Here is a 12355-nt window from a genome sequence, read left to right on the forward strand (position 1 = left end):
GTATTGCCGGGGAACCATATCCCCAGATACGACCTTGTGGACAGCAGCGGAAATATACTCATAGAAGTAACTTGGGAGAACTTCTTCGAAAGCGAAAATCAGCGGAGATGGACCCGAAAAGAGTCCGTATTCACCATAGCGGAGGAGACCAGTGTCGGCGTATTCTCCAAGATGTTCCAGTACGACAGCTCCTACGCTGTTGATAATATCACGCCCTATCTTGTATTCCGCTACATGATAGTGCCTGTGGACACACCGACATCGCAGTTCAGCGTCACCCTGCCAATATCGGGCAGCCCCGTTATCTCGGGCGAGAGCTGCTGGGAGCCGCACAAGGTAACGCTTGCGCTGACTATCAGCTCAGTGGGTGCAGGCGCAACAGATATCGAGATAGACATCGGACAGAAGCTGACAGCAGGTCAGACGATATCCCTTGCAAGCACTGGCAGAAGTATACCCACTTACTACGGCCGCAATACCATCACCTGTGACAGCGAAGTGCAGCCTACAGTATACATCAAGTACACCGAGCAGGAGCTTGTGCCGATGTGGGCTGAGGAACGCCCTGCGCAGGTGAGCATATATGACATACACGAACCGCAGAGCGGCTTTGACCACAACGGCATTGCTATCCTTATGCCGTCGGAAGTGACGTCAGAAAAAGAGGATAAAGGGCGCTGGGATATCACTCTCACGCACCCGATAGACCCATTCGGGAAATGGACATACATAGTAGGGCAGAACATCGTCAAGGTTAACAGTCAGCTTTTCCGCATAGATGAGACTGAGATAGTCGCAGAGGCAGACTCAGAGTATATCACAGCCCATGCATGGCATATCACCTACGATATGAGCGACTACTGGATAGAGGAGGCACAATTCACAGCCGTCGGCGGCGAGAACTACATCACGCAGCTGAACGCTCACCGCGTCAAGGACTTTCCAAATCAGCAGCACATGGTCGGAGAGTATACGTTTGATATCACATCCGACCTCGAGGGACAGATGGAATGCGCTATCACCGATCAGAGCATCATCGAGTCGATTTTCGGCGCCGATAACTCGCTCGTCACTCTCTACGGTGGCGAGGTATATCGAGACAATTTTCACATGAGCGTCAATCAGACACTTGAGGGAGCACCTGAAGGCAATGCGTTTACCTTGAGGTACGGCACCGACCTTACGAAGATATCCTTCAAGATAGATATGTCGGGCTGGGTCACGAACCTGATCGGCGTCGACAATTACGGTAACATGGTAGGCGTATGGTACGATACATCGGGCGACTGGATCGTACATCATCATAAGACAAGGCGTATCCATTTTACTTACTCAGACGAGGCAGCCGATGGCATCGAGCGTCTGTGGAAATCTGTATGGCCGTACTGGGATAACATGAGCACGCCGACGGTCTCCATTGTTGTGGAGGTCGCCAACATCAAGGGCGACCCGAAGTACAAAGATTTCCTGAACTTGCAGAACTACGACGTAGGCTACAAGGGAACGATCTATGTCGAACATCTCGGCATAGATGTCGAGATGAAGATAGTCTCTATCCGCAGGAATGAGCTGACGGGCGAGGCGATACAGATCACCCTCGGCAATACCAGACGCTCGCTGATACGGCAGACAGTCATGTCGCAGACCATAGTGTCCCCGAATTCTGTGGAGGGCAAGAACGTAGCCGCCATGCAGTCGATGCAGGCGGAGCTGTACAATACTCAGACTGCACTCATGAGTATGAGCATTGCGGGCATGGAAGCGTTCGACATAGCAGAACTTGAGCGCCGAACGATAAACGAACTGGAGGGAAAATAATGAGTACTACATATACGTCGAACTATAACCTCGGCAAGCAGGAAGATCACGCCGACAAGTTCGACATGAGTGTGATCACCGAGAATATGGACAAGCTCGACACCGCACTGCATGAGCAGGCGGAGAATATCTCGGAAGTGCAGAACGCTCAGAGTGATCTCGATACCGCCGAAGCCGCTGACCGTGCCGCACTTGCTGAGCTTATCGACGGCGGAGCGAAAAACCGCCTGCCGATAACATCTGTTGATAGTCTCAAGCAGTTGAATACCTATGGTACATGGGAGAACAATGTCTACACTCACTCAAGCGGAGTCGTATTCACAGTCAACGATGATATGTCAATCACAGCAAACGGCACAGCTTCGGGAGCAAATGCAGTTTTCATTCTTTCAATGCCGGGAGGCTTTTCGATTGAGGCAGGCAACTGGATCCTCTCGGGCTGCCCGTCAGGCGGCTCGGCAAGCACATACAACATCGCTATCGCGGGTACGACGTCCGACACAGGTACGACGGGAAGCTTTACCTCGTGTAGCAAGGTGCTCGTGAGGATCTACGTCATAAATGGCACAAGTATATCAAATGCGGTATTCCGTCCCATGGTCTGCTCGAAAGCAGCATGGGATATATCACAGGCTTATCAGCCATACCGTCCGAGCTATGCCGAGCTCTACGCGATGGTGCAGGCGCTTCAGGGCGGCGGCAACAGCCTCAGCTCTGTGCAGTCAACTGCACAGCTTACAAGTACAGATGCAGGTGATAACAATGCAGATAGTTAAGGAGGGAAATGTAATGCAGTATATAATCATGATAACAGTAGTACTCGGTCTCGCAATAGCGGACTTCATCACAGGTATAATCAAGGCATACATCACACGGAAGCTCAGCAGCAGCAAGATGCGGAAAGGAGGCTTGAACAAGATAGCTGAGATCATCATAATGACCGCCACCTGCTGGCTCGAGATAGGCATCAAGGCCCTCGGGCGATACTACGGGGATAAACCCGAGAAGCTGACGCAGATAGCCGGCACGATTGCGGCAATCGCGGTATTCGGGTATATAGCTCTCATGGAGATGCTCTCGATGCTTGAGAACTACTGCGTGATAAACCCCAATGCACTATGGGCGAAGAAAATTGTAAAAAGGCTAAAAGTATTTGAAGACGAGGAGGAAAAAGATGAAAAACGGAATTGACGTCAGCAGACATCAGCTGACTATCGACTGGATCGCAGTCAAGAACAGCGGTATTGAGTTCGCGATTATCAAGGCAGGCGGCTCAGATGATGGATTTTATGAAGATAGCACCTTCCAGCGGAACTATGCCGGCGCAAAGGGTGCCGGGCTCGCTGTCGGTGCATACTACATTGTCGGCAGCAAGTGCATATCCCGCGAGGACGGTATCGCGGACGCGAAGCGCTTCCTGAGGATCATCGAGGGCAAGCAGTTCGAGTTCCCCGTGTACATCGATCTGGAAAAAACAGCTCCTGAGCATAAGACAGGCGCAACAGATGCTTGTATCGGCTTTTGTCAGACTATGGAGCAGGCAGGCTACTACTGCGGCATATATGCCTCTGATGTGTACGGCTTCGCGGAAAGACTCGACATCTCACGCTTGGCAGCATTTGACAAGTGGGTGGCAAGATACGGCAGCAAGCCGCAGTACGTCAAGACTTACGGCGTATGGCAAAAATCTGACGTGGGCAGAGTATCGGGTATCACCGAGAAAGTCGATCTTGACGAGTCGTACATGGACTACCCATCAATCATCAAGGGCAAGGGCCTCAACGGCTTTTCCAAGCCCGAGCCTGTGCAGCAGTCCGAGCCTGTCAAGGCACACACCGTCCATCATCTCAAGGTGATCATCGACGGAGTGCCTATCATAGACGATCACGAGTTCAGCGGTCTGCTGGGCGATTGAGAAAGAGCTCCCTTCGGGGAGCTCTTTAATTTTACACAAAACAAAGTTCAGTTATTTGTGCAAGTATACAAATATCACTCAATGAGTATTATTATTTTAAAAACCTATTGACATAGCACTCAATGAGTGCTATAATATAATCGAGGAAAGGGGGATAGAACCCCGAAAGATGAACGCCGAAAGGCAAGGAGGGCACTATGACTATTAAGGTAAATGGAATTGAAATCGGTACAATCACAACTAACCGCTCACTCACAATTGAAGAAGCAATGTACTCACTCGGATATGACATCAACGATCAGGACGATTGCAGAAAAGGCTACGAAAAAGAAGTTGAGGGCTTTTACCTCGACGATTGCGGAAACTATTGCTTTGATTACGAAGCAGCAGAAATGGAGTATTAATCATGAACTACGATTACTACAAAACGCTGATAGGCGAATACATCAACCTCGGGCGCTCGAAAGAGCGCCTGCTGGGCGAAATAGGATTTCCCGAGGAGCTGAAGCTTACAGTCGATGGGCTGACAAAAGCTGTAGACATAATAGCCGCAGCAGCCGAAAACAGTATGAAAGAACTCGTGGAACTCTCAGGTCTGAGTATGAGAGCCTTTGCGGGAAAGTACATGATCCCGTATAGGTCCATGCAGAACTGGTGTGCCGAAGGTAAAGAGGCTCGCACTCCTCCCGATTACCTTGCACTGCTTATCGGCTACGAGCTTATCACTGAGCTCAAGGTGGAGGGCTCAGACGATGTCGATATATGATAGGATATGCCGTACTTGTGGAGTGAGCTTTAAAGGCGGTCCTCGGGCATGGTATTGTCCCGACTGCCGCAAAGAGCGTCAGCGCGAACGATCTGCCAAGTATCGCAAGAGCACTCCGAAAAGAAGCCTCGGAAGTAAAGACATCTGCCAGAACTGCGGCGAAGAGTACACTGTTGAGGGTGGATTGCAGAAATACTGTCCGAAATGTCAGGATATCATGCACAAAAAGCTTGACACTGAGCAATCCCTTGAATATTACCGCAAAAACAAAGAGATTATAAATCCTGCGCGTAATGCCAAAAGGCGAGTGCCAGACGCCCGCTGCGTTATATGCGGCAAAGATTTTAAACGCTCGGGCAGAGCTAAAGCCTGCCCCGAATGCCGCAAAGAATATAAAAACGGCAACTGGAGAAGCATATACGGAAAGAGGTATACAAAGAAATAATAAAAGGAGTTTCCCTTTGGAAGCTCCTTTTATTATGTACAAAACAGAGTACAAATATTTGTGCAAGTATACAAATATCACTCAATGAGTATTTTTTTCTTAAAAGTTATTGACAAATCACGCAATGCGTGATATAATATAATCAAGGAAAGGGAAACAGCCTTCCTAATACGGTGGCAGATGCCAGAAAGGAGAAGAAAATGAAAAAAATGACAAATGAACAGGCAAGAGAATTTAAAAGACTTGTCGAAGAAAACATTAAACTAAAAATTAAAGTAAAGAAACTGAAAAAGAAATTAAAAAAGAAGTCCCAGCCAAAAGGCTGAGACCTCAACTGAACAAAATCAAAGGTTGGGCGGTATCTGCCGCCGCCCTACCGATGATATAATCATATTAGCACAAAGGCAGAAAAAAGTCAAGTGGGTAATGCAGGTCGCCAGAAGGCAAGGAGGACTTTATGAAAAAGGAAATAATGAACATCATCAAGAACGGAGGATGCTTCACAGTTAATGAAGCAATAAGCCTTGACAGAGAAGTCGGCGCAAGAATTGCGGGAGAAGAAGTCGATAAACTTACGGCAAGAATTAAGGTTGTCGGAATAAAAGGCTGGTATAACACCGAGATTATCTCAAGAGAGTATAACGGCATTATCGAAGAACTTAACGCAGCAATAGAGAAGGCATATGCTGAGGCAGCATCTAACCTCTGCAAGCAGATGAAAGCGGGGTACTGCTAATGTTGATAGGGAGCAAAGGCTACCCGATAAGCTACGAGTGCTCAGAGCTTATCGAAGAGTTGAAAAAAGACATCAGAGAATGCGGCAAGGACAAGCTCCTTGCCGTATGGCTAAAGGAGTACAAGGAGCACGGTATAGAATTTGCTGTCAACTACGACTTTGTAGTCGACGAAGCACCGATAGAGGCATCGGAGCTTGAAGCCGACGAAAGACTCGCAGTTATGACAGCGGAGAGCTTGCTGGACTTGCTTATAAAGCAGAACGACCCCGTACAAATATATGACCTGCATGAGCCCCACGTTCGGACGATCAAGGAACTCCGTACAGCTTGCGATATGACGCAGAAAGAGTTCTCGGAATACTTCGGCATTCCGAAACGCACCATTGAGGACTGGGAGGCGGGAAGAAGAAAGCCCTCTCAATGGGCTGTGGAATTGATCGAATACAAGCTCAAAAAAGAAGGCTTGATTTGAAAATTCCGCACTTTTTGCACTTGACAAAAAAAGCCGCAGTTATATGCGGCTTTTCCTCGTGTATATCATTATTGTGCAGAGGAACTTGCCCACTTTGAAATGATATCGGCGATACTCTATCAGCTCACCAAGGACCTGTCCATGGAGGAGATAAAGGCAAGCGGCTTTGATACCTACTTTGTGGATCATACTACGGGCATTTACCCCGTAGCTGCCTCGGGAACGCCCTTTACAGCGGCTTATTTCCAGTCCAAGGGCGATATCCTTACGGATATTCAGGAGGACATGGCTGCGGAGCAGAAAGCCCGCACCACCTATGACAATATACTCAGACTTGCGGACGATCCCGATGTAAGGGACCCCATACGCTTTCTCCGTGAACGTGAGATAGTTCATTACCAGCGGTTCGGTGAACCGTTTCGGTCATGGTGAAGCACAGTAAGCGTAGAGCCGCCGCTCCCTGTTTTGCGGCAGCGCTTTTCTGCTGGGAAACTTTTATGCCGCTTATCTTGCCTTTTTGAAGCTTTTATGTTATAATTTATAAAACACAGAGAAAAAGAGATGAGGAGAGAAAATGGATAATTTCTATGAGAAAATGAACGAGGAGTGCGGTGTGAGACTGCCTTTTTCGGGTGAACAGGACTGGGAGTGGTGTGCAGGCGACCCCAAGCACACAGATGACTATATCGCTTTCTACAACAGGCATTCCGAGGATATGGACATCTGGCAGAAATACCTTGCTGTGAACCTTATCGTGCAGGGGATAGAAGACCTGCTGGAGCAGGACGGGGAGCAGGCTGCGGCGGACAGGCTGTGGGCTGACACGAAGGAGATACTTCTCCGCGATAATCACAGGCATACCATTTTTTCGTGGTCATGTGTGGACGAGGAGCCCGAGGACTGCTGGAATATCACTCCGCGAATGAGGGAGCTGCTGTGAGATCAGCTGATGAACTATAGATCATAACTGAACAAGAACTAAAAAACGCAGGAATTTGAGGAATAATATGAAGTATAATTTTAGGACAGATTTGAAATATGTTGATATAAACGGTCATAAGCTGCACATATTCAGGGCAGGAGATGGGAGAAAGCCAAAGCTTGTGTTCATGTCAGGCTCGGGGACCGCAGCACCCATGTATGTTTTTAAGATACTGTATGAGAAGCTGATCGGAGATTTCAGGATCATAGTTATAGAAAAATTCGGTTACGGTTACTCTGACTTGTATGAAGGTTCATGTAAAATAGACGATGTTATAGCTTATCAGAGAAAGGCGCTGGAGTCCGCAGGTGAAAAGCCGCCTTATGTTCTTCTGCCGCACTCTATGAGCGGTCTGGAGGCTATCAGGTGGAAACAGCTGTATCCCGAAGATGTAGCGGCGATCATCGGACTTGATATGGCAACGCCAATAACCTACATGGAGTGGAGTGACAGTGAGATAAAAAAGCGAATAGGTCTTATGAAGAAATTTCAGAAGCTCAACAGACTGGGGTTGCTTTTCTGGTATCCATTGAGCAGGCGCGGACTTGATAAAAATGAATGCAGGGAGCTTAAGCTGCTCAAAAAGAGAAATCTGATGAACGACTGTTATATAAATGAAGCGAGAGCGGTGCAGGCTAATGCTAAGGTCACCGCATCATCGGAAATGCCACGCTGTCCTATGCTGATGTTCGTGTCAGACGGTAAACAGGTATCGGCTAATTGGCGTGAGAACGAGCGCAAGTACGCTGCCGGTGTTGGCGCCGAAACGGTTTTCCTTGACTGCGGTCACTATATCCACTATTTTGAGAGTGAGCGTATCAGCACAAAGATAAGAGAGTTTATATCCAAAAAGGAACTCTTTAAAGATACATAAGCACCAACGTATAATAAAACAAAAACGGGCAGCCTGCAAGTCTTGCCCGTCAGAGTAAACACACCGAACCAAACCAAATAGTAACAGAGCCGATACGTTATGTATCGGCTTTAATTATAATGTTATTGTCAGGTTTTGATACCGGCATCCTGTCGAAATGATGATCACAATGTTGTTTAATGATGATCAATCCTCAAACATTTCATCATAGATATCTCCCCAATCTTCGCCAATGAATTCTTCTGCCATCGACTCGATGTAGAGGGACTTTATTGTCAAGAAATCGTCGAAATCGTTGTATTCCTTGGTCTCGCCTTCAAATATTGACATTATTTTTCCGTCAGAACGTGAGATAAAGACTGTTTCTCCGTCGCCGATCACGGAAGCGATGATAATTATATCGTTTTCTTCTTTAAGAGTTCCGATTTCGGGCCATGAAAAATCAATAAATTGATCTAAAATAGAAGATTCTGCCGTTAACATGAGCCAGCTCTTATACTGATGAGGTAAAACTGTATCGTTTTCTTCTTCCCATTCATTGATCTTTTCGAGTGCAGCCGGGGGAGCAAATGTTGAATCTTTGAATTCTGCCAGAAGTGAACACATATTCTGATAGTATTTGAACTGTTCACTTATTATGGGGTCAATAACAAATTTTTCCATAAAAACTCTCCTTTTATAATGATTTAGTGTGCGATGATATATATTGTTTATTGCATAATAATAACGTAATAATTATATCACGTCAGATGAATAAAGTCAATGGCAGAGCGTGAAGTGTAGTTTTTGAGCGTGAAATGGCATCGGAAAAGGATATCTGCGGTAAAAGAGTGATGGAGATATGCAGTTCCGATCATAAGGACCCGCTGGCTATCCGTCGGGTGATTGACCTTTCTCATTCGCTGTGATATAATGTTAACAACAAACATTTTATCCGGAGGAACACTATGAAGAAGATACTGACAGCGGAGGACGACAGGGAAATAAACCGTCTTATCTGCGAATATCTGTCCTCACAGGGCTATGAGACACTGTCCGCGCTGAACGGGCTTGACGCGGTGCGCATGGTGCGTGAGCAGGAGGACATATCCCTGCTGATACTTGATCTCATGCTGCCCTTCCAAAGCGGCGATATGGTGCTTACAAAGATACGGGAGTTCACGGATATTCCCGTTATCGTAGTCTCGGCAAAGAGCGATACGCGCTCCAAGATAGACCTGATAAGGATGGGCGCGGACGACTATCTGACAAAGCCCTTTGATCTTGACGAGCTGCTGGTGCGTGTGGAGGCGGTGCTTCGCAGATATGACGCAAAGTCCGCGCAGGACGAGGTTAAGCTGCTTACCTGCAAGAACCTTACCCTTGACGTTACCGCAGGTACAGTCACCGTCTGCGGAAGCGTCATGTCACTGACGAGCAAGGAGTTCTCCATACTGGAGCTCATGCTGCAAAGTCCCCGGAAGCTGTGGTCAAAGGCGAACCTGTTTGAGAGCGTGTGGGGAGAGTCATACATAAGCGACGACAAGACCGTTAAGGTGCATATGAGCAATATCCGTCAGAAGCTTAAAAAGCTTGACCCCGACAACGAATATATCGAGACTGTGTGGGGAATGGGTTATCGTCTCATAACTTGACATATTCTTGACCATTCGCTTAACCTTTTCTTTACACTTGCCTGTTAGAATAGGATCAACGAAGACGAAAGGGGGCGGCGCTATGGGCAATAGCGTGATAACCATGACAAACATCACCAAGCGCTTCAAAAAAGCCGAGGTGGTGAAGAATTTCAGCCTTGATGTAAAAAATGGGAGCATTACGGGACTCATCGGTCCCAACGGTGCAGGCAAGACCACCATAATGAAGATACTTGCGGGACTTATGTTCCAGACCTCGGGCGAGCTGAGCTTCTACGGAAGCCGCGATGATCTTGACCTGAACCGCAGACGCATGAGCTTCATGATAGAGGCTCCCATAGTGGACTACAATATGACCGCATACGAGAACCTCAACTATGTGCGCTATGTAAGGGGCTATCCCGATAAAAAGCGCATCGACGAGGTGCTTGACATCGTTGATCTTAAGGACACGGGCAGGAAGAAGGCGCTCAAGTTTTCCCTTGGCATGAGACAGCGACTGGGCATTGCAATGGCTCTCCTCACAAAGCCCGAGGTGCTGGTGCTGGACGAGCCCGTAAACGGTCTTGACCCCGAGGGCATAGTAGAGGTAAGACATATACTGCAAAAGCTTTCGGAGGATCAGGGCGTCACCATACTCATATCAAGCCATCTGCTGTCCGAGCTTTCGGAGCTCTGCACGGACTTCTCCATAATCAACAAGGGACAGCTTGTGGAAAATCTCAGCCTTGAGGAGCTTCACAACAGGTGCCGCAGCCACATAGTGCTGAGGACAAACAACACCGAAAAGACCGCAGCCGTGCTTGAAGATAAGCTTTCCATCGGCAGCTACAAGGTGCTCCAGAGCGGAGACATCGAGATATACGAGCAGCTTGACGCGGTGGAGCGCATTTCCAAGACCGTTACCGACAGCGGCTGCATAATCACCAAGCTTTACGAATCGGGACAGTCCCTTGAGGACTATTATCTTGAAAAGGTAGGTGGCAGCCATGAGTAATTACATAAAAGCAGAGCTTTACCGCATAACAAGAGGAAGAAGCGTATTGGCATACATACTGTTTGGTTTTATGCCGCTGACATTAGTATTTGGCACCTTCATGTCGGATCCGCTTCACCCCAGCTATAAGGTGGCAGCAGGCAGCTTTCCGATTATGGCTTGTATGATGGCAATGTGTGCAGGAGCACTATTAGGAAAGCATTACACAAACCGCACTGCACACTACGAAATAATGGACGGTGCAAACGTCCACAAGCTCATATGGTACAGGATCATAGTATATACATCGCTTCTTACGGTGATGTACTTTATCCCCCTGAGCCTGATAATGCTGATATATTCTCATAATTTGAAGACGATCATGGCTATTGCGCTGTTTTATATCGTTTTTCTGAGAATGACAATGTTTGTCATCGGCATATCCATGACGATAAAGACAGGGGAAGGCATTGTTTTAGCGTATGTCAGGATAATTCTTGAGAATATCGTCTCAATGCTGGGACTTGCTTCAAATGAAGACGCAGTTATCTCAATGTCAGATACTGTTGTTGCCATATTCGGGTGGTTCCCCGCAACGGAATGTACACTGGCGGCAAACGGCTACCTCAGCGGAGGACTTGTGGTAAAGGCGCTCATCGGCTTTATCATCGAGTTTGCGATAATGTACGCTCTTGCCTATACGTCCCACAAGAGAAAGTGGTATGTAAGGACAACTATCGGCGGTCACGTTTAATAAATCAAGAAAAGGAGGTTCGCGCTATGGAAATTTTACTTGGAGCAGTCTGCGTGTGCCTCCTTTTGCTTTCGGCAGTGCTGCTGCGGAAATATCTGTCCTTGAAGCGTAATATCCGCAGCTTCTCACGGGAGCTTGAAAAGCTGAAGGACAGCGGTTACAGCCAGCCTATGAAGGTGTCGGACTTCGACAAGGACATAGTTGGGCTGGCGGTAAAGGTCAACGAGCACACCGATATCCAGCGAAAACTTGCCATGGAATACGAGGAGAGCAGGCGCCAGCTGAGCACAGTAATATCAGGTATCTCCCACGACTTCCGCACACCGCTGACAGCTTCGCTGGGCTATCTGCAAATGATAGAGAAAAGCGGCGGACTTACGGGAAAAAACGCTGAATACCTCAGTATTGCCATGGAGAAAAACCGCTATCTCAAGGAGCTCTCCGACGAGTTCTTCGAGCTCACCAAGACAGAGAGCGGCGGCGAGGAGCTTACCTATGAGGAGGTAAATCTCAGCAATATCCTGACGGAAACGGTTCTGGAGCAGCATGACTGGATATCACAGCGGAACATCTCCGCGGATATAGATATTGCCGACGGCATAATTATCAGCGCCGACAGCAGAAGTCTCACAAGGATACTGAATAACCTCATGTCAAATGCTCAGAAATACGCAGTTGATAGCTTTGCCGTGAACCTGAGCCGTGAGGGGGAGCAGGTAAGACTTTCCGTGGAAAATACCGTTGCGGACAGCGAGTCCGTGGACATCGACAGAGTATTTGAGCCATTCTACCGTATGGCTTCGCGGACATCAGGCGGCTCGGGACTGGGACTTTATGTGGTGAAGCTCCTCTGCGGCAGACTTGGCTGGGATGTTGCCGCAGAAATAAACGGGGATGTTTTTGCCGTCAGGATAATAATATGAAAGCCTTCTTCGGTCTGTACGACCGTGGGAGGCTTTTTTGTGCAGTTCTGACTAATGGA

General features: G+C 47.9%; 17 protein-coding genes and 1 pseudogene. 17 read left to right on the forward strand and 1 reads right to left on the reverse strand.

Features of this window, described 5'->3' with window-relative positions; genetic code table 11:
- The 13 genes and pseudogenes from DSZ37_RS04715 to DSZ37_RS04765 all read left to right on the forward strand — a co-directional run.
- Positions 1-1818 (forward strand): phage tail spike protein (locus DSZ37_RS04715; RefSeq protein ID WP_181380242.1); only part of this gene is annotated, 1818 nt, incomplete at its 5' end.
- Complete coding sequence (locus tag DSZ37_RS17630; protein WP_181380243.1) at positions 1818-2594, forward strand: hypothetical protein; 777 nt, start codon at positions 1818-1820, stop codon at positions 2592-2594. The genes DSZ37_RS04715 and DSZ37_RS17630, both read left to right, overlap by 1 nt.
- A gap of 13 nt (positions 2595-2607) precedes the next feature.
- Positions 2608-3009, forward strand: a complete 402-nt coding sequence (locus tag DSZ37_RS17635; RefSeq protein ID WP_164168413.1) for a phage holin family protein — start codon at positions 2608-2610, stop codon at positions 3007-3009.
- Positions 2993-3733, forward strand: coding sequence for a glycoside hydrolase family 25 protein (locus DSZ37_RS04725; RefSeq protein ID WP_109725804.1), 741 nt, complete (start codon positions 2993-2995; stop codon positions 3731-3733). The genes DSZ37_RS17635 and DSZ37_RS04725 overlap by 17 nt, the downstream gene beginning before the upstream one ends.
- A gap of 197 nt (positions 3734-3930) precedes the next feature.
- Positions 3931-4137, forward strand: coding sequence for a hypothetical protein (locus DSZ37_RS04730; RefSeq protein ID WP_109725805.1), 207 nt, complete (start codon positions 3931-3933; stop codon positions 4135-4137).
- Positions 4138-4139: 2 nt separating this feature from the next.
- Positions 4140-4499, forward strand: coding sequence for a hypothetical protein (locus tag DSZ37_RS04735; protein ID WP_109725806.1), 360 nt, complete (start codon positions 4140-4142; stop codon positions 4497-4499).
- The gene (locus DSZ37_RS04740; protein WP_109725807.1) at positions 4486-4944 is read left to right on the forward strand and encodes a hypothetical protein; all 459 of its coding nucleotides are present in this window, start codon (positions 4486-4488) and stop codon (positions 4942-4944) included. Before DSZ37_RS04735 ends, DSZ37_RS04740 begins: the two co-directional genes overlap by 14 nt.
- Positions 4945-5144: 200 nt before the next feature.
- The gene (locus DSZ37_RS18110; RefSeq protein ID WP_278298104.1) at positions 5145-5270 is read left to right on the forward strand and encodes a hypothetical protein; all 126 of its coding nucleotides are present in this window, start codon (positions 5145-5147) and stop codon (positions 5268-5270) included.
- A gap of 131 nt (positions 5271-5401) precedes the next feature.
- Positions 5402-5680 (forward strand): hypothetical protein, encoded by a 279-nt coding sequence (locus tag DSZ37_RS04745; protein WP_109725808.1) that lies wholly within the window; start codon positions 5402-5404, stop codon positions 5678-5680.
- Complete coding sequence (locus tag DSZ37_RS18175; RefSeq protein ID WP_347504415.1) at positions 5680-6153, forward strand: helix-turn-helix domain-containing protein; 474 nt, start codon at positions 5680-5682, stop codon at positions 6151-6153. The genes DSZ37_RS04745 and DSZ37_RS18175 overlap by 1 nt, the downstream gene beginning before the upstream one ends.
- A gap of 78 nt (positions 6154-6231) precedes the next feature.
- Positions 6232-6585, forward strand: a pseudogene (locus DSZ37_RS04755) (manganese catalase family protein); the annotation flags it as partial.
- Positions 6586-6727: 142 nt separating this feature from the next.
- A complete protein-coding gene (locus tag DSZ37_RS04760) occupies positions 6728-7093 on the forward strand; it encodes a hypothetical protein (protein WP_109725809.1) in 366 nt (121 codons plus the stop codon).
- 67 nt (positions 7094-7160) lie between these two features.
- Complete coding sequence (locus tag DSZ37_RS04765) at positions 7161-8009, forward strand: alpha/beta hydrolase (RefSeq protein ID WP_109725810.1); 849 nt, start codon at positions 7161-7163, stop codon at positions 8007-8009.
- Positions 8010-8195: 186 nt separating this feature from the next.
- Here the strand turns inward: DSZ37_RS04765 and DSZ37_RS04770 are convergent, their stop codons facing one another.
- Entirely contained in the window at positions 8196-8672 is a 477-nt protein-coding gene (locus DSZ37_RS04770; RefSeq protein ID WP_109725811.1) for a hypothetical protein, read from the reverse strand.
- A 284-nt stretch (positions 8673-8956) separates the two neighbouring features.
- Here DSZ37_RS04770 and DSZ37_RS04775 point away from each other — a divergent pair, with 284 nt between their 5' ends.
- From DSZ37_RS04775 to DSZ37_RS04785, 4 genes are all read left to right on the forward strand, one after another.
- Complete coding sequence (locus DSZ37_RS04775; RefSeq protein ID WP_109725812.1) at positions 8957-9643, forward strand: response regulator transcription factor; 687 nt, start codon at positions 8957-8959, stop codon at positions 9641-9643.
- Between the two features lie 82 nt (positions 9644-9725).
- The gene (locus DSZ37_RS04780) at positions 9726-10640 is read left to right on the forward strand and encodes an ABC transporter ATP-binding protein (protein WP_109725813.1); all 915 of its coding nucleotides are present in this window, start codon (positions 9726-9728) and stop codon (positions 10638-10640) included.
- On the forward strand, positions 10633-11373 hold the full coding sequence (locus DSZ37_RS17640; RefSeq protein ID WP_181380244.1) for a hypothetical protein: 741 nt from the start codon (positions 10633-10635) through the stop codon (positions 11371-11373). Before DSZ37_RS04780 ends, DSZ37_RS17640 begins: the two co-directional genes overlap by 8 nt.
- Before the next feature lie 26 nt (positions 11374-11399).
- The gene (locus tag DSZ37_RS04785; RefSeq protein WP_181380245.1) at positions 11400-12296 is read left to right on the forward strand and encodes a sensor histidine kinase; all 897 of its coding nucleotides are present in this window, start codon (positions 11400-11402) and stop codon (positions 12294-12296) included.
- Positions 12297-12355 lie beyond the last annotated feature (59 nt).

This window comes from Ruminococcus flavefaciens (assembly GCF_900116855.1).
GTDB classification, from domain to species: domain Bacteria; phylum Bacillota; class Clostridia; order Oscillospirales; family Ruminococcaceae; genus Ruminococcus; species Ruminococcus flavefaciens_R.

Coding starts and splice junctions, on each gene's coding strand:
- DSZ37_RS17630 (WP_181380243.1), top strand. CDS start 1,818: ATGAGTACTACATATACGTCGAACTATAACCTCGGCAAGCAGGAAGAT.
- DSZ37_RS17635 (WP_164168413.1), top strand. CDS start 2,608: ATGCAGTATATAATCATGATAACAGTAGTACTCGGTCTCGCAATAGCG.
- DSZ37_RS04725 (WP_109725804.1), top strand. CDS start 2,993: ATGAAAAACGGAATTGACGTCAGCAGACATCAGCTGACTATCGACTGG.
- DSZ37_RS04730 (WP_109725805.1), top strand. CDS start 3,931: ATGACTATTAAGGTAAATGGAATTGAAATCGGTACAATCACAACTAAC.
- DSZ37_RS04735 (WP_109725806.1), top strand. CDS start 4,140: ATGAACTACGATTACTACAAAACGCTGATAGGCGAATACATCAACCTC.
- DSZ37_RS04740 (WP_109725807.1), top strand. CDS start 4,486: ATGTCGATATATGATAGGATATGCCGTACTTGTGGAGTGAGCTTTAAA.
- DSZ37_RS18110 (WP_278298104.1), top strand. CDS start 5,145: ATGAAAAAAATGACAAATGAACAGGCAAGAGAATTTAAAAGACTTGTC.
- DSZ37_RS04745 (WP_109725808.1), top strand. CDS start 5,402: ATGAAAAAGGAAATAATGAACATCATCAAGAACGGAGGATGCTTCACA.
- DSZ37_RS18175 (WP_347504415.1), top strand. CDS start 5,680: ATGTTGATAGGGAGCAAAGGCTACCCGATAAGCTACGAGTGCTCAGAG.
- DSZ37_RS04760 (WP_109725809.1), top strand. CDS start 6,728: ATGGATAATTTCTATGAGAAAATGAACGAGGAGTGCGGTGTGAGACTG.
- DSZ37_RS04765 (WP_109725810.1), top strand. CDS start 7,161: ATGAAGTATAATTTTAGGACAGATTTGAAATATGTTGATATAAACGGT.
- DSZ37_RS04770 (WP_109725811.1), bottom strand. CDS start 8,672: ATGGAAAAATTTGTTATTGACCCCATAATAAGTGAACAGTTCAAATAC.
- DSZ37_RS04775 (WP_109725812.1), top strand. CDS start 8,957: ATGAAGAAGATACTGACAGCGGAGGACGACAGGGAAATAAACCGTCTT.
- DSZ37_RS04780 (WP_109725813.1), top strand. CDS start 9,726: ATGGGCAATAGCGTGATAACCATGACAAACATCACCAAGCGCTTCAAA.
- DSZ37_RS17640 (WP_181380244.1), top strand. CDS start 10,633: ATGAGTAATTACATAAAAGCAGAGCTTTACCGCATAACAAGAGGAAGA.
- DSZ37_RS04785 (WP_181380245.1), top strand. CDS start 11,400: ATGGAAATTTTACTTGGAGCAGTCTGCGTGTGCCTCCTTTTGCTTTCG.